20 protein-coding genes are annotated in these 23048 nt (G+C 68.2%); 4 read left to right on the forward strand and 16 right to left on the reverse strand.

Translation table 11 applies throughout. From position 1 onward, the window contains the following. Positions 1-36: 36 nt before the first annotated feature. The 8 genes from gcvH to nudE all read right to left on the reverse strand — a co-directional run bounded on the left by gcvH (position 37) and on the right by nudE (position 5718). On the reverse strand, positions 37-432 hold the full coding sequence (gene gcvH, locus ACW6W5_RS07670; RefSeq protein ID WP_121039009.1) for a glycine cleavage system protein GcvH: 396 nt from the start codon (positions 430-432) through the stop codon (positions 37-39). Between the two features lie 97 nt (positions 433-529). Further along, positions 530-1642 (reverse strand): glycine cleavage system aminomethyltransferase GcvT, encoded by a 1113-nt coding sequence (gene gcvT / locus ACW6W5_RS07675; RefSeq protein ID WP_121039012.1) that lies wholly within the window; start codon positions 1640-1642, stop codon positions 530-532. 86 nt (positions 1643-1728) lie between these two features. Continuing rightward, positions 1729-2160: an NfeD family protein gene (locus ACW6W5_RS07680; RefSeq protein ID WP_121039015.1), complete on the reverse strand. Its 432-nt coding sequence runs from the start codon at positions 2158-2160 to the stop codon at positions 1729-1731. A 1-nt stretch (position 2161) separates the two neighbouring features. Further along, on the reverse strand, positions 2162-3124 hold the full coding sequence (locus ACW6W5_RS07685; protein WP_046272684.1) for an SPFH domain-containing protein: 963 nt from the start codon (positions 3122-3124) through the stop codon (positions 2162-2164). 96 nt (positions 3125-3220) lie between these two features. Continuing rightward, a complete protein-coding gene (locus ACW6W5_RS07690; protein ID WP_152151941.1) occupies positions 3221-3544 on the reverse strand; it encodes a YnfA family protein in 324 nt (107 codons plus the stop codon). After that, complete coding sequence (gene mazG, locus ACW6W5_RS07695; RefSeq protein WP_152151939.1) at positions 3541-4353, reverse strand: nucleoside triphosphate pyrophosphohydrolase; 813 nt, start codon at positions 4351-4353, stop codon at positions 3541-3543. Before mazG ends, ACW6W5_RS07690 begins: the two co-directional genes overlap by 4 nt. Positions 4354-4369: 16 nt before the next feature. Then, on the reverse strand, positions 4370-5173 hold the full coding sequence (gene cysQ, locus ACW6W5_RS07700; RefSeq protein ID WP_121039024.1) for a 3'(2'),5'-bisphosphate nucleotidase CysQ: 804 nt from the start codon (positions 5171-5173) through the stop codon (positions 4370-4372). Next, entirely contained in the window at positions 5170-5718 is a 549-nt protein-coding gene (nudE, locus tag ACW6W5_RS07705; RefSeq protein WP_121039027.1) for an ADP compounds hydrolase NudE, read from the reverse strand. The genes cysQ and nudE overlap by 4 nt, the downstream gene beginning before the upstream one ends. Positions 5719-5768: 50 nt before the next feature. Between nudE and bioA the strand changes: the two genes are divergently transcribed. Both bioA and ACW6W5_RS07715 read left to right on the forward strand, forming a co-directional pair. After that, a complete protein-coding gene (gene bioA / locus ACW6W5_RS07710; protein ID WP_152151937.1) occupies positions 5769-7160 on the forward strand; it encodes an adenosylmethionine--8-amino-7-oxononanoate transaminase in 1392 nt (463 codons plus the stop codon). Further along, positions 7151-7885 carry a 16S rRNA (uracil(1498)-N(3))-methyltransferase gene (locus ACW6W5_RS07715; RefSeq protein ID WP_152151935.1) on the forward strand — a complete coding sequence of 245 codons (735 nt, stop codon included), beginning with the start codon at positions 7151-7153 and terminating at the stop codon, positions 7883-7885. The genes bioA and ACW6W5_RS07715 overlap by 10 nt, the downstream gene beginning before the upstream one ends. 108 nt (positions 7886-7993) lie before the next feature. Here ACW6W5_RS07715 and ACW6W5_RS07720 read toward each other — a convergent pair whose 3' ends face one another. The 7 genes from ACW6W5_RS07720 to pilG form a co-directional block, all read right to left on the reverse strand. Then, positions 7994-8467 carry a chemotaxis protein CheW gene (locus ACW6W5_RS07720; RefSeq protein ID WP_121039036.1) on the reverse strand — a complete coding sequence of 158 codons (474 nt, stop codon included), beginning with the start codon at positions 8465-8467 and terminating at the stop codon, positions 7994-7996. A gap of 31 nt (positions 8468-8498) precedes the next feature. Continuing rightward, positions 8499-9815: a chemotaxis protein CheB gene (locus tag ACW6W5_RS07725; RefSeq protein ID WP_428999408.1), complete on the reverse strand. Its 1317-nt coding sequence runs from the start codon at positions 9813-9815 to the stop codon at positions 8499-8501. Continuing rightward, positions 9802-16653 (reverse strand): Hpt domain-containing protein, encoded by a 6852-nt coding sequence (locus ACW6W5_RS07730; protein WP_152151933.1) that lies wholly within the window; start codon positions 16651-16653, stop codon positions 9802-9804. The genes ACW6W5_RS07725 and ACW6W5_RS07730 overlap by 14 nt, the downstream gene beginning before the upstream one ends. A gap of 94 nt (positions 16654-16747) precedes the next feature. Then, the gene (locus ACW6W5_RS07735; protein WP_088432920.1) at positions 16748-18784 is read right to left on the reverse strand and encodes a methyl-accepting chemotaxis protein; all 2037 of its coding nucleotides are present in this window, start codon (positions 18782-18784) and stop codon (positions 16748-16750) included. A gap of 43 nt (positions 18785-18827) precedes the next feature. Further along, positions 18828-19358 (reverse strand): chemotaxis protein CheW, encoded by a 531-nt coding sequence (locus tag ACW6W5_RS07740; protein WP_088432919.1) that lies wholly within the window; start codon positions 19356-19358, stop codon positions 18828-18830. Then, positions 19358-19720 carry a response regulator gene (locus tag ACW6W5_RS07745; RefSeq protein WP_019185138.1) on the reverse strand — a complete coding sequence of 121 codons (363 nt, stop codon included), beginning with the start codon at positions 19718-19720 and terminating at the stop codon, positions 19358-19360. Before ACW6W5_RS07745 ends, ACW6W5_RS07740 begins: the two co-directional genes overlap by 1 nt. Before the next feature lie 18 nt (positions 19721-19738). After that, positions 19739-20140, reverse strand: coding sequence for a twitching motility response regulator PilG (gene pilG, locus ACW6W5_RS07750; RefSeq protein ID WP_121039045.1), 402 nt, complete (start codon positions 20138-20140; stop codon positions 19739-19741). Between the two features lie 257 nt (positions 20141-20397). Here pilG and gshB point away from each other — a divergent pair, with 257 nt between their 5' ends. Together gshB and ACW6W5_RS07760 are read left to right on the forward strand one after the other, a co-directional pair. Next, the gene (gshB, locus tag ACW6W5_RS07755; RefSeq protein ID WP_152151931.1) at positions 20398-21348 is read left to right on the forward strand and encodes a glutathione synthase; all 951 of its coding nucleotides are present in this window, start codon (positions 20398-20400) and stop codon (positions 21346-21348) included. After that, positions 21345-22232 (forward strand): energy transducer TonB family protein, encoded by an 888-nt coding sequence (locus ACW6W5_RS07760; protein WP_152151929.1) that lies wholly within the window; start codon positions 21345-21347, stop codon positions 22230-22232. Before gshB ends, ACW6W5_RS07760 begins: the two co-directional genes overlap by 4 nt. A 105-nt stretch (positions 22233-22337) precedes the next feature. Here the strand turns inward: ACW6W5_RS07760 and tsaB are convergent, their stop codons facing one another. Further along, positions 22338-23048, reverse strand: coding sequence for a tRNA (adenosine(37)-N6)-threonylcarbamoyltransferase complex dimerization subunit type 1 TsaB (tsaB, locus tag ACW6W5_RS07765; protein ID WP_152151927.1), 711 nt, complete (start codon positions 23046-23048; stop codon positions 22338-22340).

Genomic DNA, 23048 nt, shown 5'->3' on the forward strand with positions numbered 1-23048 from the left:
CCGCACCGGGCGGCCGTTCTTCAGCGGAAACGACGATCAGTGATCTTCGTTTTCCAGCAGCTCGGCGTAGTCGTCCGGACCCAGCAGGTCGTTGACTTCGTCCAGGCCAGCCACTTCGACGACATAGATCCAGCCGTCGCCGTAGGCGTCTTCGTTGATGGTTTCCGGCTTGTCGCTCAGGGCCGCATTGACCTCGACCACCGTGCCGGTGATCGGGCTGTACACGTCCGAAGCGGCCTTGACCGACTCGACCACGGCCGCCTGTTCGCCGGCCTTGACCTCCTGGCCAACCTCCGGCAGTTCAACATAGACCAGGTCGCCAAGCAGGCCTTGGGCGTGGTCGGAAATACCGACGGTGACGCGGCCGCTGCCTTCAACGCGTGCCCACTCGTGGGACTTGAGGAATTTGAGGTCGCCGGGGATCTCGCTCATGGGACTGCTCCGAGGAATATCAGGGGGGTCAAGAAACGGGGGTAGTGTAACCAACCGGCGCGGACACGAACGCGTCCGCACCGGATACATCACGGCATCAGCCGTCGATCAACACGCCAGGCTGGGCCTGGCCTTCGCGCACGAACGGGAACTTCACCACGCGCACCGGAATCTGCTTGCCGCGGATATCCACGCGAACGTCCCCCAGTTCGCCGCCAGGCACGCGGGCGAACGCGATGCCCTTGCCCAGGGTCGGCGAGAAGGTGCCGGACAGGATCTCGCCCTCGCCGCTGGCGGTGAGCACGACCTGGCCGTGACGCAGCACGCCCTTCTCATCCATGACCAGGCCGATCAGCTGGCGGGCGTTGCCGGCCGCCTTCTGCGCCTCGAGCACATCGCGCCCGATGAAGTCGCGGCCTTCGTCCAGTGCCACGGTCCACGCCAGGCCGGCTTCATAAGGCGTGATCTCCTCGTCCATGTCCTGGCCGTAGAGATTCATGCCGGCTTCCAGGCGCAGCGTATCGCGCGCACCCAGGCCGGCCGGGCGCACACCCGCAGCGCTCAGGGCATTCCAGAAGGCGACCACGGCGGTCTGCGGCAGCAGGATCTCGAAACCGTCTTCACCGGTGTAGCCGGTACGCGCCACGAACAGCGCGGTGCCGTCGGCGGTGGCGGTCTCCAGGGCGGCGAAGCGGCCCAGCTTTTCCAGCGCGGCGCGGTCGCTCTCGCCCAGCAGGCCGATCACGCGCTCGCGTGCGGTGGGGCCCTGCACGGCGATGATGGCCAGCTCTTCGCGCTCGAGGACCTCCACGTTGAAGGCGGCCGCCTGCTCGCGGATCCAGGCCAGGTCCTTTTCGCGGGTGGAGGCATTGACCACCATGCGGAAGAAATCGTCAGCCATGTAATAGACGATCAGGTCGTCGATCACGCCGCCGCGGGCATTGAGCATGCACGAGTAGAGGGCCTTGCCGGTGGCCTTGAGCTTGTCCACCGAGTTGGCCAGCAGCGTGCGCAGAAACGGCTTGACCTGCTCCCCGCGCAGATCCACCACGGTCATGTGGCTGACGTCGAACATGCCGGCATCGCTGCGCACCAGGTGGTGCTCGTCCAGCTGCGAACCGTAATGAATGGGCATGTCCCAGCCACCGAAGTCGACCATCTTGGCGCCGAGTGCGCGGTGGGTATCGTTGAGAAGCGTCTTCTGGGTCATGACCGGTTCCGGGGGAAATGAAGGCAAGCCATCATTATCCCAGAACCGTCTTCACAACGCCTGCGGCGGTGCGGGAAAACCGCGGATCAGGCCTGCTGCACCTTCAGCGTCATCCCTTCCACCGCCACCACGCGCACCGGGCTGCCGGCCGGCAGATCCGGCCCGGCGACCACCCAGAACGCATCGTCGATCTTGGCCCGGCCCTTGCCGGCCACGATGCCCTGGTCGAGCAGGACCACCCGCCCGATCAACTGCTCGGCGCGCCGGTTCAACAGCGGCTGATCACTCTGGCGATCGTGCGATCGCCCCCAGCGCCGGTAGCACTGGATGGAGACCACGCTGAGCACCACGAAGGCAACCACCTGCCACAGCAGCGGAATGTCGGCGAACACCGCGACCAGCACGAACACCGCCGCGGCGCCAATCCCGATCCACAACATGAAAGCGCCGGGCGCGAGCGCCTCGGCGGCGAACAGCACCAGTGCCAGCGCGCCCCAGGCCACCACTTCCCAGCGCATGTCAGCCCCCGATCCGCGGCGGGACGCCGCGCGTGGCTTTCTTCTCTTCCTGCTTGGCGAACGCCTCGCGCGCCAGTTCGGCCACGCCGGCGATCGAGCCGATCACGCCGCTGGCCTCCATCGGCATCAGCACCAGCTTCTGGTTCGGCGAGGTCGCCAGTTCCTTGAATGCTTCCACATACTTCTGCGCGATGAAGTAGTTGATCGCCTGCACGTCGCCCTGGGCGATCGCCTCGGAGACCATCGTGGTCGCCTTGGCCTCCGCCTCGGCCAGGCGCTCGCGCGCTTCGGCATCGCGGAAGGCGGCCTCCTTGCGGCCCTCGGCCTCCAGCACGGTGGCCTGCTTCTCGCCTTCGGCGCGCAGGATCTCGGACTGACGCGAGCCTTCGGCCTCCAGGATCTGCGCGCGCTTTTCGCGCTCGGCCTTCATCTGCCGCGCCATCGCATCGAGCAGATCGCGCGGCGGCTGGATGTCGCGGATCTCGATGCGGTTCACCTTCACGCCCCACGGGTTGGTGGCATGGTCGACCACGCTCAGCAGCTGGGCGTTGATCACCTCACGCTGGCTGAGCGATTCATCCAGATCCATCGAGCCGATCACGGTGCGGATGTTGGTCTGCACCAGCGCGATCATCGCCACCTCCAGGTTGGCGACCTCGTAGGCCGCCTTGGCCGCATCGAGCACCTGGAAGAACACCACGCCATCCACGCGCACGGCGGCGTTGTCCTTGGTGATCACTTCCTGGCTCGGCACGTCCAGCACCTGCTCCATCATGTTCACCTTGCGGCCGACCCCGTACACGATCGGGATCAGGAAGTGCAGGCCGGGCGACATGGTGTGGGTGTAGCGGCCGAAGCGCTCCACGGTCCATTCGTAACCCTGCGGCACCATCCGCACCGCCTTGAAGAGGATGACAACGGCCACGAAGGCCAGCACCAGCGAGAACAGCATGGTCGGAAACATCAGGTCACTCCCTTTCCCCGGAATCGTAGGCCCGAGTATAGCCACGCCGTCTTCACGCCGGCGTCGGGGAGTGTCCTGGGTGCCCGTCAGGCAGGATCAGGCGGTGCGCGGGGCGAACATGATCACCATCATCCCGGCCAGGCACAGGCCGACGCCGAGCAGGTCCCAGCGGCTGGGACGGATGCCATCCACCAGCCACAGCCACATCAGTGCAGTGCCGATATAGACCCCGCCATAGGCGGCATAGACGCGGCCGCTGGCCGCCGGGTGCAGGGTCAGCAGCCAGGCGAACAAGGCCAGGCTGGCGGCCGCCGGCAACAGCAACCAGGCGCTGCCGTCCCTGCGCAGCCACAGCCAGGGCAGGTAGCACCCGACGATCTCGGCCACGGCGGTCAGCACGAACAGCAGCAGCGTTTTCACGGTGCGGGTTCGCCGGCCTTGGCCTGCTGCCAGAGCGCTTCCTGTGCCTCCAGATCGAGCACGGCCATGGACTGTCCGGCCGCCTCGGCATGGGCTTCCATCGCGCGGAAGCGCCGTTCGAATTTGTGGTTGGCCAGCCGCAGCGCGGCGCCCACATCCACCTTGGCGTGGCGGGCCAGATTGGCGCAGACGAACAGCAGATCGCCCAGCTCTTCCTGCAGGCGTGCGTGATTCTCCTCGACCGGGCCGCGCGCGAATTCCGCGGCGACTTCGTCCAGTTCTTCGCGCACCTTGTCCATCACCGGTGCAGGGCCCGGCCAGTCGAACCCTACCCGCGCCGCGCGTGCCTGCAGCTTCACCGCCCGCTGCCACTCCGGCAGGCCACGCGAGATCCCGGCCAGCGCCGAGGTATCGGTGTGGCCCTTGGCGGCGCGCTCTGCGCGCTTGATCGCCTCCCAGTTGCTGTTGACGTCCTCGGCCCCGTCCACCTGGACCTGGGCGAACACGTGCGGATGGCGGCGCTCCATCTTGTCGCTGATCGCGCGGGCCACATCGGCAAACCCGAACGCCCCCTGCTCCTGCGCCATCTGTGCGTGGAAGACCACCTGCAGCAGCAGATCGCCGAGCTCATCCTTGAGGTCATCCAGATCGCCGCGGTCGATCGCATCGGCGACCTCGTAGGCTTCCTCGATGGTGTACGGGGCGATGCTGGCGAAGTCCTGCTGCAGGTCCCAGGGGCAGCCCTGCAGCGGGTCGCGCAGGCGCGCCATGATGCCCAGCAGGCGGTCCAGTTCGGGGGTGGCAGGCATCGTTGCTCCAGTCAGGTCAGGCGGGCAGCCACGCGCGCCACGGCAGGCGGGTATCGCCGAGCGCGATGAAGTCGCCGTTCAACAGGCTCTCGCGGCGGTTGTAGCGGAACGGCTTGCCGGTCTCGGCCGAGAGCACCGCGCCCCCGGCGGCGTGCAGTACGCACTGCCCGGCGGCGGTGTCCCATTCCGAGGTCGGGCCCAGCCGCGGGTACACGTCCAGCGTGCCTTCGGCCAGGCGGCAGAACTTCAGCGAGGAGCCCTGGGCGAGCACCTCGATGTCGCCCATGCGGTCCAGCAGGGCCTGCGTCTGCTCGCTGCGATGCGAGCGGCTGGCGGCCACCCGCAGCGGCGCCGAGGCGGGCGTGCGGGTCCGCAGCACCGAATCGCGCATGCCGTCGCGGCGGTAGGCGAGTTCGCCGCGCATCGCATGCCAGATCTGGCCGGTGGCCGGGGCGAGCACCACGCCGAACGCCGGCGCGCCCTGGTAGATCAGCGCGATGTTGACGCTGAACTCGTCGTTGCGTTTGACGAATTCGCGGGTGCCATCCAGCGGATCGACCAGCCAGTAGGCGCCCCAGTGCTGGCGGATCTCCCACGGCACCTGCGCCGATTCCTCGGAGAGGATCGGCAGCTCCGGAGTGAGCTGGGCCAGGCCACGCTCGATCACCTGGTTGGCGCCGAGATCGGCCGCCGTGACCGGGCTGTGGTCGGATTTGATCTCCACATCGAACGGCGTGGCATACACCGCCATGATGGCGGCGGCCGCGTCCTGGGCGATGGCGATGACGGTTTCGCGCAGATCCGTCGTGAGTTTGATCATTCCTTCCGTCCCAGCCACTCGCGGGCGATGAACAGTGCCGCCAGCGAGCGGCCTTCGGAGAAGTCCTCGCGCAGCATCAACTGGTCCAGATCGGCCAGCTTCCACGGCACGACCTCCAGTTCCTCCGGCTCATCGCCGACCAGGCGCTCGGGGTACAGATCCCGCGCCACCACCAGCCAGGACTGGTGGCTCATATAGGTGGGGGCCAGGGTCATCGCGCGCAGCACGTCGACTCGGCGGGCGCCGTAACCGGCCTCTTCCTTCAACTCGCGGTCGGCGGCCTGTTCGGGGGTTTCCCCGGCATCGATGCGGCCTTTCACCAGCCCCAACTCATAACGGTGCATGCCGGCGGCGTATTCACGCACCAGCAGCACGGTCTCGTCATCGAGCATCGGCACCACCACCACCGCACCGTGGCCGCGGGTTACCAGCCGCTCGAAGCGGCGGCGTTCGCCATTGGAAAACTCCAGATCCAGATGCTGGCGCTGGAACGGCCCGCTTTCCTCGTCCGTGATCTGGTGGATGATGGGCAGGCGACGGCTCATGCGAGCATCTCTAGAATGGGTACTGGTGAAAACGTGTTCATGAACCCGAAATGCTAGCAGACCCAGCCCCCCTCACGCTGGCCGATCAGTGGCGGCAACGCGATCTGGCCGTGCTGTGGCACCCGTGCACGCAGATGCGCGAGCATCCCGACACCCTGCCCCTGCTGCCGATCGCCCGCGGCGAAGGCCCCTGGTTGATCGACCATGACGGCCACCGCTATCTGGATGCGGTGAGCAGCTGGTGGACCAATCTGTTCGGCCATGCGCAACCGCGCATCGGCGCGGCCATCGCCCAGCAGGCCACCCAGCTGGAGCAGGTGATGCTGGCTGGTTTCAGCCATGAACCGGCGGTACGGCTGGCCGAGCGCCTGCTGGCGATCGCGCCACGCCAGACCGGACGCGATCCGCTGGCCAAGGTGTTCTACGCCGACAACGGCTCGGCCGGGGTCGAGGTGGCGCTGAAGATGGCCTTCCACTACTTCCGCAATCGCGGTGAGAATCACCGTACCCGGTTCGTCGCGCTGGAGAACGGCTATCACGGCGAAACCCTGGGCGCGCTGTCCGTCGGCGATATTCCCCTGTATCGGCGTGTGTATGCCCCGCTGCTGACCGAGGCGCTGTTCGCGCCCTCGCCCGATGCCTACCTGGCCGAGCCGGGCCAGAGTGCCGCCCAGCGCGCGCACCAGGCGGCCGATGCGCTGGCCACGCTGTTCGATCAGCACCCGGGCGAGATCTGCGCGGTGATCCTGGAACCGCGCCTGCAGTGTGCGGGCGGCATGCGCATGTACGACCCGGTCTATCTGCAGCGTGCGCGCGCGCTGTGCGATGCCAATGGTGCCTTCCTGATCGCCGATGAGATCGCCACCGGCTTCGGCCGCACCGGCACGATGTTCGCCTGCGAACAGGCCGGGGTAATGCCGGACCTGCTGTGTTTGTCCAAGGGCCTGACCGGTGGTTTCCTGCCGCTGTCGGCGGTGCTGGCGACGCAGGCGCTGTACGACGCCTTCCTGGATGATTCACGCGAGCGCGCCTTCCTGCATTCGCACAGCTACACCGGCAATCCGCTGGCCTGCGCCGCCGCGCTGGCGACCCTGGACATCTTCGCCGGCGAAGACGTCATCGCACGCAACCGCAGCACCGCCGAAGTGATGCGCACGCTCGCCGCGCCATTCGCCGACCACGCGCATGTCGCCGATGTGCGCCAGGCGGGGATGGTGGTGGCCTTCGAACTGACCCGCAACGGCGACAAGCGCACACCGTTCCCGGCCGGGGCCCGGATCGGGTTGCACGCTTATAAAGCCGCGCTCAAACGCGGGGTGGTGCTGCGCCCACTGGGCAATGTGCTGTATTGGATGCCGCCGTACTGTGTAGAGGATGAACACTTGGATCTGCTTGCCCTGACCACCCTCGCCGCCATCGACGAGGCCGTCGCATGCGCGTGACCCGCAGCCATATCGACCATCCGCTGGCGGTCGGCCAGACGCTGGCACTGCCCGAGGACGCCGCCAACCATCTGGTCCGCGTGATGCGCCTGCGCGAAGGCGACGGCTGCGTGCTGTTCAATGGCGATGGCCGGGATTACAGCGCCACGCTGGTGACGGTCGGCAAGCGCGACGCGCAGGTGCGTATCGAGAGTGCCATCTCACTGGACAACGAGTCGCCCTTGCACATCACCCTGCTGCAGGGCATCGCCCGCGGGGAAAAGATGGACCTGATTCTGCAGAAGGCCACCGAACTCGGTGTACAGGCCTTCATGCCGGTCAACGCCGAACGCACCGAAGTAAAGCTGGATGCGGCGCGTGCCGGGAAGCGGCTGGCGCACTGGCACAGCGTAGTGGTCTCGGCCTGTGGCCAATCCGGCCGCGCCCGCGTGCCGAGCGTGGCCGCGCCGCAATCACTGCAGGACGCCGCCAACGCGGTTCCAGCCGGGGCACTGAAGTTGACTCTGGATCCACAGGGCGAGCATCGCTTGTCGACGCTCTCGGCCGCTCCGGGCGGCGTGGTGATCGCGATCGGCCCGGAAGGCGGCTGGTCGCCGCGCGACCGCCAGGCGCTGACGGCAGCAGGCTTCCAAGGCTTGCAGCTGGGCCCGCGGGTGCTGCGCACCGAAACCGCGGGCTTGGCCGCCATCGCCGCCGTGCAGGCGCGGCTGGGCGATCTGGGCTGAAAAATAACGGGGACTGAAAAATAACGGGGACGGGGGTAGTTAATCGGCACGATTAACTACCCCCGTCCCCGTTATTGCGGATTAACTACCCCCGTCCCCATTATTGATTTACCCCGCGACCGGGAAGGATTCGTCCAGCGCCGCTTCCAGCGCGTCCAGGTCCGGCAGCAGCGCGCTCTGCTCGCCCAGCAGCACGCGCATGTGCACGCCCTGCGGCAGGGTTTCCTCGGAGGCATCGGCCAGCAGACCGTCGCGCGGCACCGCGATCAGCTGCGGGAAGGTCTGGGTCAGCAGGGCGAAGTAGGGACGGCGCGGATTGCCGCCCAGCGCCTTGAGCACCACGACCTTGTTGTTGGCCACGACCGGCTCGTCACCCTGCCCGGACAGCCGGGCGAAGGACAGCAGCGGCACGTCCCAGCCGTGCCAGGCGATCTGCCCGACCAGCCAGGCCGGCGCATCGGGAACGGTTTCGACCGGCACCTTGGACATCATTTCGGCCACGGTGGCGTTGGGCAGCAGCACGCGTTCGTGCCCGGCCTGGATCAGGACACCGCGGATTTCGTCGTTGCTGGCGTAGCTCATGGGTTTTCCTTCAAAGGTGCGTCGGCGCCACTCAGGCGTCCACGCCCCAGCGTTCGGCGATGGTGGCGGCCAGCTGCGGCGGTTCCCCGGCGTCCTGCCCGGCCGCAACGACGGCACTGGCCGCGGTCGGGTCATAGCAGCCTTCGCCGATCTGACCGGCCACCCAGGCACCGGCGGCGGCCAGGGCGAGCACGGCGTCCACCTGGGCGGCATCCGCACCGCTGAGCAGGACCACGCCGCTGTGCGCGGCCGGCAATGCCTCGATCTGGATGCCGGCGGTATCGGCGATGAACTGCAGGCCGCCCTGGCGCATGGCGATGCCGATGTCGTCCGGCAGGATGTAAGCCTGGCCGGCTTCAACCGGCTGGGCGTCCTCGGCCAGCAGCACCGGCAGTGCGGACACCCGTGCCATCTGCTTGACCAGATTGCCGTAGCGGCCGCCGTCCAGGCGCATATGCACCAGGACGGCGGTGCTCAGCGATTCGGGCAGCGCGGCCAGCAGGCGGCGCAGCGCATCCGGCCCGCCGATGCCGGCCAGGACCAGCACCGCGCCCGCGCAGCCACCGGCGGAACCGGCCTCGGGTTCGAGCTCGACCAGCGACAGACGTTCAATGCCGAAGCGCTCGGGTGCGGGCGCCGTGTCGTTGATCGACGGGGGCGCAGCGACAACACCGTCATCCTCCACCAGCGACCAACGGCTGTGATCGCCGATGGATACGGCTGCGGCGGGCGGTGCCGAGGCCGGAATGGGCGGAATCGCCGGGGCGACCGGATCGGGTTCCAGCGGCTGCAGCGCGGCCAGTGCCTCTTCCAGCGACACCGGCTCGTGCAACTCCGCCGGCGCCTGGTACAGGCCATCGGCCGGCACCTCGGCGGCCGCATCCTCGGCTTCGCGCAGATGGAACTCCAGCGGTGCGTCGGCATGCAGCTGCGCCGGGGTGACCGGCAGGCCCGGTTCGGGCTGCAGTTGCTGGTCCTGTTCCGAACCCGGCGGCAGCACGTCCTGATGGCCGTGCAGCTTGGCCACCAGATGCCGTGCCCAGCGCTGCGCTTCCCAGCCATCGCGGCGTGCAGCCAGCTCGGCTTCGTCGAAGATCACGGTCAGTGACGGCGAACCCAACACCGGATCCAACCGCTCCAGGGCGTCTTCGATCGCCGGTTCCAGCGCGATCAGGACCGCACCGGGATCGGCATCACGCAGCGCCTGCAGGTCGAGCGTGTTGGGGTCGTCCTCCAGCACGAGGCGGGCGCCGGCATGGCCGAGTGCTTCGCGCAGGCGGTCGCGTGCCGGCCCGGAACGGGCCAGCAGGGCCACCGACAACAGGGGATGGGCATCACTCGCGTGCACGGGCGATCCCCAGCAGGTCATACACGTTGCGCATCAGATCCAGTTCCTGGTACGGCTTGCCCAGGTAGCGCTGGACACCGAGTTCAAAGGCACGTTGACGGTGCTTGTCGCCGCTGCGCGACGTGATCATCACGATCGGCACACCCTGGTAGCGCGGGTCGGCGCGCATGACGCTGGCCAGCTCGTAACCGTCCATGCGCGGCATTTCGATATCCAGCAGCATCAGGTCGGGCACCCGCTCATCCAGGCGCTCCAGTGCTTCGATACCGTCACGGGCGACCGTGACCTCGAAGTTGTGGCGTTCCAAGATGCGGCCGGTGACCTTGCGCATGGTCAGCGAATCGTCGACCACCATCACCAGCGGCACATCGCGATCACTGACCTTGGCTGCAGCGGTGATCGGCTTGTGCGGGTTGGCCAGGTAGCGGCGCACCAGCGGCGCCACGTCCAGGATCACCACCACGCGGCCATCGCCGGTGATCGTCGCACCGTAGATGCCCGGCACCGAGGCGATCTGCAGGCCGACCGGCTTGACCACGATTTCGCGGTTGCCCAGCACCTGGTCGATCGCCACGGCCACGCGCAGGTCGCCGGCGCGGACCAGCAGCAGCGGTACCTGGGCCTGGCCTTCGGCGCGGGCCTGGGCCTGGCCGATCAGCGTACCCAGATCGTGCAGGGCGAATTCTTCGCCACCGTAGTGGTACCCGCCGTTGGCGGTTTCAAAGCGCTCGCGCGAGATCCGGCCGATACCACTGACCGAGGCCACCGGCACTGCAAAGGTGGTCTCGCCGATCTGCACGAACACCGCCTGGGTGACCGCCAGCGTCTGCGGCAGGCGCAGGGTGAAGGTAACGCCCTGGCCGCTGACCGAGTGGATGTCCACCGAACCACCCAGCTGGCGCACTTCGTTGTGCACCACGTCCATGCCCACGCCACGGCCGGCCAGCTGGCTGACCTGGTCGGCGGTGCTGAAGCCGGGCGAGAAGATCATCGCATCCAGTTCGGCATCGCCGAGCACGGCATCGGCGGCGATCAGGCCCCGCTGTTCGGCGCGGCGACGGATCGCCTCACGGTCCAGCCCGGCGCCATCGTCGGCCACTTCCAGCACGATTTCCGAGCCTTCGCGGCGCAGGCGGATGGCGATTTCGCCCTCGTCCGGCTTGCCCGCGGCACGGCGCTGTTCCGGGGTTTCCAGGCCATGCGCCACCGAGTTGCGCAGCATGTGTTCCAGCGGCGCGACCATGCGGTCGAGCACGTTGCGATCCAGTTCGCCGTGGGTCCCTTCGAGGGTGACGTGAACCTGCTTGCCGGTGTCCTGGCCCGCCTGGCGCACGACCCGGCGCAGGCGCGGCACGAGACCATCGAACGGCACCATGCGCGCGCGCATCAGGCCGTCCTGCAGCTCCGAACTGACGCGCGACTGCTGTTGCAGCAGCACGTCGTACTGGCGCGAGAGATCATCGAGCACGCCTTGCAGACCGCCCAGATCGGCCGCCGATTCATTCAGCGCGCGGCTGAGCTGCTGCAGCGTGGAGAAGCGGTCCAGTTCCAGCGGGTCGAACGTGTGATCGGCCTGGTCCTGCTCACGCTGATAGCGCGCCACGATCTGTGCTTCGGTTTCCAGATCAAGGCGCCGCAGCTGATCGCGCAGACGGGCATTGGTGCGGTCCAGTTCGCCCATGGCGCCGCGGAAGGCACCGAGCTGCTGTTCCAGACGCGAACGGTAGATCGCCACTTCGCCGGCGTGGTTGACCAGCCGGTCGAGCAGATCGGCGCGCACGCGCACCTGTTCCTGCTGCGGCCGCGGCAGACCATCCTCCTCGCTGACGGTTTCCAGCGGCACCGGTGCCGACAGCGGCGCCGCCACGAGCGCGGCGATGGCGGCCTCCACCTTGGCATCGCCGGACGGCAGCGTGTCATGGGCGGTCTCGAGCGGCTCGGGCTCGGCGCGGCCCTGGGTACGCTGCTCGAACGCGGCGATCAGGTCATCCGGCATCGCCACGGTGCGGTGCTGGCCGGTACGGGTCAGCAACTGGTGCAGGCGATCGAACCCGCGCTCCAGCAGGTGCACGTCGCTGCGGTCGATATCGGTCCGGTTGGCCGCGACGGCCTCCAGCAGCGATTCAATGCCGTGGCCAAGATCGCCGATCGGGTTGATCCCGGCCATGCGCGCGCCACCCTTGAGGGTATGCAGGTCGCGCTGCAGGCCGGCGATCACGTCGCGGTCCTGGGGCGCGGCGCGCAGCTCGCTGATCAGGCCATCGCAGTGGTCGAGCAGGTCCTTGCCCTCTTCCACGAAGATATCGACCAGCTCCTGGTCGAGCTGGGTGAAATCGAGCGCATCGCCCGGCGCGAGGTCGTCACTGTCGGTGGACTCCACCGGGCGGGCGTCGTCGGCTTCCGGGGCGTTCGTGAAGGTTGCAGCGGGTGCGTCCTCCAGTTCGAAGAAGCGCGCCGGGGAGGCAGCGTCGGCGGAGGCATCGGGCGCCGTGGTCTCGATCGCCTCGGCGAACGCATCGGCTTCGCCGGCGTTCTCAGCCGTGGCGTCCAGACCGAGCACGCCGGTATCGGAGGCATCCAGCGCATCGACGACGGTCAAACCGTCATCCACCGCCTGCTGGGCGTCCACCACCTCGCCGAAGGCCGGCGGCGGCGGCAGGACCTCATCCAGCGCATGGGCGTCTTCGTCGCTGTCCGGATCGGTATCGCTCCAGCTGTCGTTGGCCGCGTCATCGACCGCGACCGCGTAGGCGCTGCCCTGCTCATCGTCATGGGCATGGGCATCGACATCAGCGGCGGCCGGACCGTCGGTGGTCGCCTCTGCCGAGTCGGACCGGCTGTCGGTCGCCGTGTCTGCCACGCCTTCGGCCTCGGCCTCGGCCTCGGCCTCGGCCCTGGTGCTGGTGCTGGTGCTGGTGCCGGTGCCGGTGCCGGTGCCGGTGCCGGTGTCGGTGTCGGTGTCCGAGTTGGCGTCGGTTTCATCGCCGACGTCGACCGGACGCTCCGGCGTGACCGGCTCGGCGAGATGATCGAAGTAGCGCGAGAGATCCTCGGCCGAGGTCAGCTCGACCGCTTCCAGGCCCGCATGCACAGACGCCAGATCCGCGTCCTCGGCTGCGACATCCGGCGAAGGCGGCGCATCTGCTGCGCGCGCGGTGTCCGGCAGCGCGGCATCGAAGTAGGCGGACAGGTCGTCCGTGCCGGTCAGCTCCATGGCGATGAGGGCATCGTCGTCGGCCTCAGCGGCCGCGCGACCGGGCTCGATCACGCTCAGGCCATCGGCATCGATCTCGGCCTGCTGCTCGCCGGTAGCCGTGGTGTCGTCGGCGGTCGCGAGCAGCGGCGCGGCGTCGTCCTGCACGTCATCACCGGTCGCGGCGAACGCATCACCCTGCGCATCGGAGACCGGGGCGAACGGCCCTGCCTCGGCATCCGCATCTGCTGCTTCGACGACTTCGTATGCCTCAACGGGTTCAAGAGCTTCAACCGGTTCAACGGCTTCAACGGTATCCGCGTCTGCTGCCAGGACCTCGACCGCAGCCACGTCGATGGCAGCCACGTCCACGGCATCTGCGGCCGTCGCTTCGGTGACCGCTTCCGCTTCCGCTTCCGCATCCGCTTCAGTCGCCTCGACGGACGCTTCGTCGTCCACCAGGTCAAGATCGTCCTCGACCAGTGCCGGCCAGCGCGCCTCGGGCAACGTATCGGCCAGGGCGACCAGGCGGGCCGCCAACGCGTTCTGCACGGGCACCCGCGGCGCCTCGTCCTGCAGTGCCGCCATGGTGGTGGTGATCGCGACGCTGGTCTCGGCGAGCGCGTCGATGCCCGCCGCGCTGGGCAGTGCATCGGCGGCCAGGGAGCGCTTGATATAGCTTTCCGCCGCACCGGTGACCGCCGTGATCTCCGGCACGTCGGTCATGGCGAAGGCGCCGTTCATGGTGTGCACGGCGCGCAGCAGCCCGTCGGTCACTGGCTGGGGTGCATCGGCGGCGACATCCAGCCACGCCTGCAGCGTCGCCTGATGGATCTCAACCTCGGCTTCCAGGATCTCGCGCAGCACGCTGTCGATGTTGGCCGGCGTGCTCTCGATCACCGGCGCAGCGTCAGGCGTCCCACTGTCCACGGCCGTCGCCACGGCGGCTGCAGCGGCACGCTGCAGGGGCACATGGAAGGTCTCCTCACCGGCGGCCACGCGATCGGCGATGGCCTGCATGGCCTGCAGATCGGCGGTGACACGGCTGCCATCGCGCAGCGCGGCATTGAGCTGCGGCAGCACCTCGTAGGCCTGGCCGACCAGGGCGACCACCGCCGGCGAGGCCGGGCGGCTGCCATCGAGCACGCGGTTGAGCATGCCCTCGACCTTCCAGCTGAACTCGCCCAGGGTGCGCGCACCGACCAGCCGGCCACTGCCTTTGAGCGTATGGAACACGCGGCGGATCGGGCGCAGGCGGTCCAGGTTGTCCGGCGCGATGCGCCAGGCCGGGAGCAGGTTGCCCAGGTTCACCAGTTCTTCGTCGAACTCTTCGATGAATACCTCGCGGATGTCCTGGTCGATGTTCTCGCCATCGTCCTCGAAGCCGGCCTCGATGCTGGTGTCGTCGGCGGGCACGGCCACTGCCGGGCTCGCCGCTGCAGAGGTGGCCGGCACGGTACCGGGGCCGGCGCCTTCCGGGCGGAACTGCGCGGCGGCGGCGTCCAGTTCGGCCAGGAAGCGGGTGGATTCGTCGTCCAGCTCGATACGGCGGATGACCGCATCCTGCACTGCGGGCGGCGGCAGCGCGGCATCTGCCTCGGCCTGCAGCACCGTGTCGGTGCCATCGATGAACGCATCGGTCGGCTCGGCGACACTGTCGTCCACCGAGGCTACCGGAATCTCCTGCAGGAACGTCGGCAGGGCTTCCACATCCACCGCGCTCTGCGCGAACGGGCTGGAAGCAGCCGTCTCCGCGGCAATGCCATCGCTATCGGTGTCGGTGTAGGTGCCGCTGTCATCGATCTGAAGCGACAGCACGTCGTCGGCGTTGCGCAGGTCCTCATCGAAGGTGAATTCGATCGGCTCGTCGCTCAGCTCCAGCATCTCGTGCTCGGCGGCCACCGGATCAAACCCGGTGCCCGTGGCCACGAAGGCCGGCATCTCCAGCGACACGTCCGAAACCTCGGGCGCACGCTCCGACGTCGGCACATCCACCGCGTCGTGCACAGCATCGGCGTGCACGGACGGCAGCGGCGCGACGTCCCACCCGGCGCCGGCGGGCACTTCGGCAATGACCGGATCGAAATGGGCGAACGTAGGCAGTTCGTCCACATCGTCATGGCTGGCCAGCGTCCACTGCGGCGCATCGGCGGCGACCGGGGCGGTGGAGGCGTCGAACACCAGCGCCACCGGTGCCGCGGGCAGCGGGGCGGTGTTCGCCGGCGGCGGATCGAAGGTGACCTCCGGCAGCGGCGGCGGCAGGTTGGCCGGGCGCGGGATGTCGGCAGTGACGCCGAGCTTGATCGGCTCCGGTGCAGGCGTGTCCCACGGCGTGAGCTCGATGGGTTCGGCCGCGACCGGCAACGACGCCGGCCCGGTATCGGGGGTAGGCTGGTTGGCAGCCGGCAGCGGCCAGTAACGCAGGGTTTCCAGGCTGCTGCGGGTGATGTCCAGGATTTCATCGCGGCCCGGGCGACGTTCGCGCAGGGCCTCGAGGTAATACTCCAGGCTGGCCATGGCGTCGGCCAGGGTGTCCAGCTGGCGCCCGCTGGGCACGCGCTGCTTGCCGAGCAGTTCAACGGCGATGTACTGGCGCACGCCCTGCAGGTAATCGGCCGGCACCGTCAGATCCAGCATGCGCAGCGCACCGGCGACCTCGCCGAGCAGGCGCGGTACTTCCTGCAGTTGCTGGTGGTTCCAGTTGGTTTCGATGAAGGCGACGAAATGCTCGCGCGCGGCAGCGAAGTTGGCGATGGCTTCATGCGCCAGCACCTCCACCGTGCGCCGGTTCTCCACCGCGCTCGGATCGTCTTCGCCACTGCCGCCGGCGCCCAGATGGGCGACCTGGTCATCCAGCGAGGCATCCACGTAGAGCAGCGCGCCGGCGATATCCAGCAGCAGCGTTTCATCGATCTGCTGCACGCCCTCGACCACGTCGCGCAGCGCGTCGCGCTGCTGTACGACCACGCCGCGGGCAACGCCCAGGCCCATCATGCCCAGCGTGTCGGCCACCGCGCCCAGCTCGTTGACCTGGGTCTGCAGCTGCACCGGCTCGCCGCCGGTACGCAGGTGCAGGTCCAGCGCATCCTTGATGCGCAGCAGTTCTTCCTTGACCGCATTGCCGACCGTATCGAGCAGCTCGCGATTGCGCCCGCTCAGGCTGCCGCGCGCGTGATCCAGCTCGGCTTCGGTGGCGCTCGCGCTGTCCGGCGCGAAGGCGAACAGCACGCTTTCATTGATGCCCGGCGCGGCGCGCGCCGAGCGGATGTCATTGAGCAGCGGCAGCAGCACGATCGGGATGTCGCGGTGACCGTTCTGCAGGCGCTCCAGGTAATCGGGCAGCAGTACGCTGCCACGCATCAGCGTGGCGCAGGCTTCATCACGGTCGGGCACCTCACCGGCACCGATCGCATTGGCCAGCTGCTCCAGCTCCTCGGCCACCATCGCCGGGGCATACAGCTCGACCATCCGCAGGGTGCCCTGCACCTGGTGCAGGTAGCCGGCGCAGAAGCGCATCCGGCTGCCATCGGCGGGGTCTTCCACGTAGTACTCGACCTCGTTGCGCACCTGGCGCAGGGTCTCGTCCAGCTCCGGCTTGACCCAGCCCAGCGCAGCGTGGCTCATGGCATCGCGCAGCGTGCTCATGCCAGGTCTCCCGGCAGCTCGGCGCACATGGCGTGCGGTGATTTCTCGCGATGCATCATCTGCTTGTTCCTTCCCTCTCCGCCCTGCCCGCGGCTCACGCCGGCAGCTTGAAGTCGGCGACCGAGCGGCGCAGGTCGGCCGCCAGCTGTGCCAGGTGGCCGATCGACTCGGCGGTCTGTCCCGCGCCCTGCGAGGTCTGGCCGGTAATCTGACGGATCACGCCCATGGTGCGGGTGATGTCCGATGCCGCGGCCGACTGCTGCTGGGCAGCGATCGAGATGTTCTTGATGAGGTTGTTCAACGCGTTGGAGACGCGCTCGATTTCGGTCAGCGCGGTACCGGCGTCTTCGGCCAGGCGTGCACCGGAGACCACTTCGGCGGTGGTCTGCTCCATCGAGCTGACCGCCTCGTTGGTATCGGCCTGAATGGCCTGCACCAGGTTTTCGATCCGTCGGGTCGCACCGGAGGTGCGCTCTGCCAGCCGCTGCACTTCGTCGGCCACCACCGCGAAACCGCGACCGGCCTCACCGGCTGAAGCTGCCTGCACCGCGGCGTTCAACGCCAGGATGTTGGTCTGCTCGGAAATGTCGTTGATCAGTTCCACGATCGAGCCGATTTCCTGCGAGGACTCGCCCAGGCGCTTGATGCGCTTGGAGGTTTCCTGGATCTGGTCGCGAATCTGGTCCATGCCCTGGATCGTTTCGCGCACCACGCCGGCACCTTCGGCGGCGATGATCACCGAGCGCTGTGCCACGTCGGCCGACTCGGCCGAGTTGCGCGACACCTGCTCGATGCTCGAGGCGATTTCGCCGATGCGGTCGGAGGCCGAGGTGATCTGGTTGGCCTGGTGGCCCGCCGCTTCGGCCAGCTGCATCGCGGTGGCCTGGGTCTCCTGGGTCGACACGGCGACCTTGGCCGAGGTGTCGTTGATGGTGGTCACCAGGTGGCGCAGCTCATCCACGGCGTAGTTGATGGCGTCGGCGATGGCGCCGGTCATGTCCTCGGTCACCGAGGCCTTCACCGTCAGGTCGCCTTCACCCAGCGAGCTGATTTCGTCCAGCAGCCGCATGATGGCCTGCTGGTTGCGGCTGTTGTATTCCACCTGGGTCTGGTACCGCAGTTCCTGTTCGCGCGAGCGGCTGCGCACCGTGCTGCCGACGAAGCCGATGATGGCGATCAGCGAAAACGCACCAGAGGCCACGCCCAGCCAGAAGTTGGGGAACAGGCGGGTATCGCGCAGCGAGCCGAACGAAGAGAAGGCTTCGAACAGCTTCTTGCTGTCGCGCAGCATGTCTGCCGAACCACCCGTCAGGGCCGCGGCCGAGGACTGCGCGGCGAACAGCTGGCGCGAGCTGGCCAGGATCGCGTCGGCATCCTGCTTCATGGTGTCCCACTGCTTCTGCGACTGCTCCAGCGCGGCCAGCGCCGGACCGTTGCGGACCGCGGCAATGCCCAGTTCCTCGTTGCCGTTGCGCAGCGCATCGAGCACCTGGGTGAAGACCACCGAGTCGCGGGCGAGCGCATCGCCCGCGGCAGCCGCATTGGCGCCACCGGCGCGCATTTCCGTCACGCGGCGGGCCATCGAGCCGACCACCACGACCTGCTGCAGGGCGTTGTAGACCTGCGAGGACGGCGCGCCACTGGCCGACATCGCGCGGACCACTTCGTTCAGCTGCGCCTGCAGTGCGGGCACGCCGTTGACGAAGTTGTTGGCGTTGCCGGCCAGGGCCAGCACGGCCGGTTCGCTGGCGACCAGCTGGCCGGCACTCTTGCCGAGCGGCTCCCAGGTCTGGATCAGCGTGTTCAGCGGCCCGGCGACATTGGTTTCGGTGCCGTAGCGGCCCTGCAGGCCACTGACGGTACTTTCGATGTCGCTCTTGGTCAGCTTGAACGCGGTGAACGCCTGCGCGTTGCCCGAGACCGCCTCACGGCCCTGGTTGGCCAGCTGCTGCGAGAGCACCTGCAGGTTCGCCGCATCGGTGCTCGCACTGGCCAGGCGACTGCCCTGCCAGGTCGCTACACCGGTGTTGACGCCGAACACGATCATCGACACGGCCAGCAGGCCGAGCCAGAAATTGGTGCCCACCGAGCCGAGCTTGCCGGCCTTGGCGGATTCCGAAGCAGTACTCATCGTTCAACCTCGATCTTCAATACGGAGAGACAGGCGCCTGCGGTCAGGCCGCGGCCTGCCTGAATTCGGGGGTACGCGACAGCAGCGACAGCGAGAACACGCCCCAGTCATGGCCATCGCCGTGGAACGCACGGTCGATGAAGTGCGCATAGCGGCCGGTAGCCAGATCGCCGGCGACAATGTCCTGGTCCAGCTCGAAGCTGCGCTGGCCGAACAGTTCATCGATGGTCAATGCCACGTCGCCGCCGGCCTGGCGCATGATCAGCACGCGCTGACCCTCCTGCTGCACGGTGCGCTCGCCTTCCAGGAAGAACTTCAGGTCCACCACCGGAAACAGGTTGCCGCGCAGGTTGCCCACGCCCAGCAGCCACGGCTGGGCGCCCGGCACCGGGGTGATCGGCGGCATCGGCACGATTTCCACCACTTCGCGGAAATCCGAGACCAGCCGGCGCTTGCCCACGCGGTAGCCGACGCCACGCCACAGGTCCTGCGAGAACTGCCGCTCGGGCAGCTGCACGGCATGGGCCAGGCTGCGCCGCTCATAGGCCTGGAGGATGTCGAAAGGAGAACGCATCAGACCACCAACTGGTTGATCCGCGCGATCAGTTCCTCCTCGCGCGGCGGCTTGACGATGTAGTCGGCCGCCCCCTGGCGCAGCCCCCACGCCTTGTCGGTTTCCATCGCCTTGGTGCTGACGATGACCACCGGAATGTGCTTGGTGGCCGCGTCGCGCGCCATCGCACGGGTGGCCTGGAAGCCACTCATGCCCGGCAGGACCACGTCCATCAGCACCAGCTGCGGTGACTGCTCGCGCACGAGCTTGAGCCCGTCCTCGGCGTTGTCCGCTTCCAGGACTTCATGACCGGCCTTGGTCAACCACTGCGTGAACACCGCACGGTCGGTCGGTGAATCCTCGATCAGTACGATTCGAGCCATTGTGCCTTTCCCCCCTGGTCAGGCGTTGACGTATGTGCGGATGGCACCCAGCAGTTCTTCACGCGTGAATGGCTTGGTCAGGTACTGCTCCGAGCCGACGATGCGGCCGCGTGCCTTGTCGAACAGGCCGTCCTTGGAGGACAGCATGATCACCGGCGTGGACTTGAACAGCTGGTTGCCCTTGATCAGCGCACAGGTCTGATACCCGTCCAGCCGCGGCATCATGATGTCCACGAAGATGATCTGCGGCTGTTGATCGGCGATCTTGGCCAACGCCTCGAACCCATCGGTCGCGGTCACCACTTCGCAGCCTTCCCGCTTCAGCAGGGTTTCCGCGGTTCTGCGGATGGTCTTCGAATCATCGATGACCATCACGCGCAGCCCTGCGAGTTCCCCACCCGCAGCCATGTATTCAGTCATTACCTTTCCCCAAGCGCGCGACGCTTGCCTGATCCCCGGCGTCGCTGCGAAAGCGTATCTATATCCCAATACCGCCGCGCGCTTCAAGCACACCCACCGCGGCCCCGGCGCCAGCGGCCCGGCGGGCGCCCGTGCCGGGCCGTTTGCGCAAATCCGGGGCGGCGCCCGCCCGGCCGGACACTGCGTTCCGCGCCCCCGGGCAGGCATTGCGGACCCATTGTCGCTACCATCATCGGCCTGCCCGCCAGGTTGCGACCATGCCGTTGAATGTCATCGTGGTGATGGACCCCATCGCCCATATCAAGATTGCCAAGGACACCACCTTCGCGATGCTGCTGGAAGCCCAGCGCCGCGGCCATGCGCTGCACTACGTCAGCCCCGGCGGGCTGGCCCTGCGCGATGGCCAGGCCATCGCCCGCACCGCCCCGCTGCAGGTGCGCGAGGACAAGAACGACTGGTTCACCCTGGGCGAGTTCAGCCAGACCGTGCTCGGCCCCGGCCAGGTGGTGCTGATGCGCAAGGACCCGCCGGTGGATGCCGAATTCATCTACGACACCCATGTGCTCAGCGTCGCCCAGCAGGCCGGTGCGATGGTCGTCAACGACCCCCAGGGCCTGCGCGACTACAACGAGAAGCTGGCCGCCCTGCTGTTCCCGCAGTGCTGCCCGCCGACCCTGGTCAGCCGCCGCAATGCGGACCTGAAGGCCTTCGTGCTCGAACATGGCCAGGCGGTGCTCAAGCCGCTGGACGGCATGGGCGGGCGCTCGATCTTCCGCAGCGGCACCGGTGATCCCAACCTCAATGTGATCCTGGAAACCCTGACCGATGGCGAGCGCACGCTGGCCCTGGCGCAGAAATTCATCCCGGACATCACCGCCGGCGACAAGCGCATCCTGCTGGTCGATGGCGAGCCGGTGGACTACTGCCTGGCGCGGATTCCGCAGGGCGATGAGTTCCGTGGCAACCTGGCCGCCGGTGGCCGTGGCGAAGGCCGCCCGCTGAGCGAGCGCGACCGCTGGATCGCCGCCCAGGTCGGGCCGGAGATGAAGCGGCGCGGCATGCGCTTCGTCGGCCTGGACGTGATCGGCGATTACCTGACCGAAGTCAATGTCACCAGCCCGACCTGCGTGCGCGAGCTCGACGCTCAGTTCGGACTGAACATCGCCGGCACCCTGTTCGATGCGATCGAGGCCAGCCTGCCGCGATGAGCGCCAGCGTCGTCCCGGCCCCGACGTGGCAGGCGCGCGAATCCCAGCGGCTGGGCGCGACCCTGACGCTGTCCGTGCTCGTGCACGCGTTGCTGCTGCTGGGAGTCGGCTTCGCGGTCAGTGACAGCGCGCCGCTGGTGCCCACCCTGGATGTGATCTTCAGCCAGACCCAGACCCCGCTGACCCCCAAGCAGGCCGATTTCCTGGCCCAGGCCAATCAGCAGGGCGGTGGCGACCACGACAAGGCGCAGCGCCCGCGCGACAACCAGGCCGGGATCGTGCCGCAGGCACAGGCCGGGCTGTCACCGGTGCCGCAACAGCGCCAGGAGGCAGCCAGCGTTCCGCCGCCGCAGACCCGCGTGGTCAACAGCCGCAATGGCGCCGACACCATCGCCGAGGCGCAATCACAGCCGCTTCCCGAGCACCCCCGCCCGGATGCACCGATGACCGCCCGCGAGCAGCGCGACGTGGAGATGGCACGACTGGCCGCCGAGGTACACCTGCGCTCGGCCCAGTACGCCAAGCGGCCGAACCGCAAGTTCGTCTCGGCCAGCACCCGCGAATACGCCTATGCCACCTATCTGCGCGCGTGGGTCGACCGCGCCGAGCGCGTCGGCAATCTGAATTATCCCGATGAGGCCCGCGCCCGCCGGCTCGGTGGCCAGGTGGTGATCACGGTCGGTGTGCGCCGCGATGGCACGGTCGAAAGTGCCCGCATCCTGCAGTCGAGCGGCACGCCGTTGCTGGATGAAACCGCGCTGCGCGTGATCACGCTGGCCCAGCCGTTCCCGCCGCTGCCCAGAACCGAGGATGCGATCGACATCCTGCAGGTGACCCGCACCTGGGTGTTCCTGCCCGGCGGCGAGCTGCGCGACGACCGCTGATCGGGCGCAGGGCGCAGCCACGCACGGCGTGGCCCTACCGCCCACTACGCAACCTGCATGTAGAGCCACGCCATGCGTGGCTGGGGCATTACAAGGCGACCGGCTTCAAGAAGCCGCCTGCTTCGCCGCCCGCGCCGCCTGCTGTTCCACCAGGGTCAGTGCCACGTTGTTGCGCAGATACGCCGGCTCCACCAGCTCCGGCGCCACGCCCTCGCCGCGCTGGAACGCGGGTACCGCCAAGGCCAGCACGTCCGACGCCCGCGGCAGCGCCAGCGCGTCCACGCCGGTCAGTTGATCGGCCAACCGCGTCGCCAGCACGCCGTCGGCCGCGCCGAAGCCAGTCCCCACGCCGAACCAGTGCGTGCCCTCAGGCAACACGACCTGCTCGGGCGCGCACACGCTCTCCTCGCCCTGCAGCTGCCACTGCCCGTCCACGCGGATGTGGCGTGCGGCATAGACCTCGCCCATGCGCGCGTCGATGCTGGCCAGTACATGATCGGCTTCCGCCGGGGCACGCAGCGCCAGCGCCTGCAGGGTGGAGACCGCGATCAGCGGGCGGTCCAGCGCCAGGGCGATCCCTTGGGCGATGGCGATGGCCAGCCGCACGCCGGTGAACGCGCCCGGCCCCCGCCCCAACGCGATCGCATCCAGCTGCGAACGGGCCACCCCCGCTTCGGCCAGCAGCGCCTCGGCCCAGGGCAGGCTCAGCTCGGCATGGCGGCGCGGGGCGATCTCGAAGCGCTCGCTGACCTGCCCATCCACATACAGGGCAACGGAACAGGCTTCGGTGGCGGTTTCAAAGGCGAGCAGTTTCAT

It is taken from the genome of Stenotrophomonas sp. IS26, from assembly GCF_054188265.1.

Excerpts from the sequence above, each read along its gene's own strand:
- ACW6W5_RS07715 (WP_152151935.1), top strand. The coding sequence starts at position 7,151 with ATGCGCGTGACCCGCAGCCATATCGACCATCCGCTGGCGGTCGGCCAG.
- gshB (WP_152151931.1), top strand. The coding sequence starts at position 20,398 with ATGCCGTTGAATGTCATCGTGGTGATGGACCCCATCGCCCATATCAAG.
- mazG (WP_152151939.1), bottom strand. The coding sequence starts at position 4,353 with ATGCCTGCCACCCCCGAACTGGACCGCCTGCTGGGCATCATGGCGCGC.
- ACW6W5_RS07685 (WP_046272684.1), bottom strand. The coding sequence starts at position 3,124 with ATGTTTCCGACCATGCTGTTCTCGCTGGTGCTGGCCTTCGTGGCCGTT.
- bioA (WP_152151937.1), top strand. The coding sequence starts at position 5,769 with ATGCTAGCAGACCCAGCCCCCCTCACGCTGGCCGATCAGTGGCGGCAA.
- pilG (WP_121039045.1), bottom strand. The coding sequence starts at position 20,140 with ATGACTGAATACATGGCTGCGGGTGGGGAACTCGCAGGGCTGCGCGTG.
- tsaB (WP_152151927.1), bottom strand. The coding sequence starts at position 23,048 with ATGAAACTGCTCGCCTTTGAAACCGCCACCGAAGCCTGTTCCGTTGCC.
- gcvT (WP_121039012.1), bottom strand. The coding sequence starts at position 1,642 with ATGACCCAGAAGACGCTTCTCAACGATACCCACCGCGCACTCGGCGCC.
- ACW6W5_RS07720 (WP_121039036.1), bottom strand. The coding sequence starts at position 8,467 with ATGAGCTACGCCAGCAACGACGAAATCCGCGGTGTCCTGATCCAGGCC.
- cysQ (WP_121039024.1), bottom strand. The coding sequence starts at position 5,173 with ATGATCAAACTCACGACGGATCTGCGCGAAACCGTCATCGCCATCGCC.
- ACW6W5_RS07760 (WP_152151929.1), top strand. The coding sequence starts at position 21,345 with ATGAGCGCCAGCGTCGTCCCGGCCCCGACGTGGCAGGCGCGCGAATCC.
- ACW6W5_RS07745 (WP_019185138.1), bottom strand. The coding sequence starts at position 19,720 with ATGGCTCGAATCGTACTGATCGAGGATTCACCGACCGACCGTGCGGTG.
- gcvH (WP_121039009.1), bottom strand. The coding sequence starts at position 432 with ATGAGCGAGATCCCCGGCGACCTCAAATTCCTCAAGTCCCACGAGTGG.
- nudE (WP_121039027.1), bottom strand. The coding sequence starts at position 5,718 with ATGAGCCGTCGCCTGCCCATCATCCACCAGATCACGGACGAGGAAAGC.
- ACW6W5_RS07735 (WP_088432920.1), bottom strand. The coding sequence starts at position 18,784 with ATGAGTACTGCTTCGGAATCCGCCAAGGCCGGCAAGCTCGGCTCGGTG.
- ACW6W5_RS07680 (WP_121039015.1), bottom strand. The coding sequence starts at position 2,160 with ATGCGCTGGGAAGTGGTGGCCTGGGGCGCGCTGGCACTGGTGCTGTTC.
- ACW6W5_RS07740 (WP_088432919.1), bottom strand. The coding sequence starts at position 19,358 with ATGCGTTCTCCTTTCGACATCCTCCAGGCCTATGAGCGGCGCAGCCTG.
- ACW6W5_RS07730 (WP_152151933.1), bottom strand. The coding sequence starts at position 16,653 with ATGAGCACGCTGCGCGATGCCATGAGCCACGCTGCGCTGGGCTGGGTC.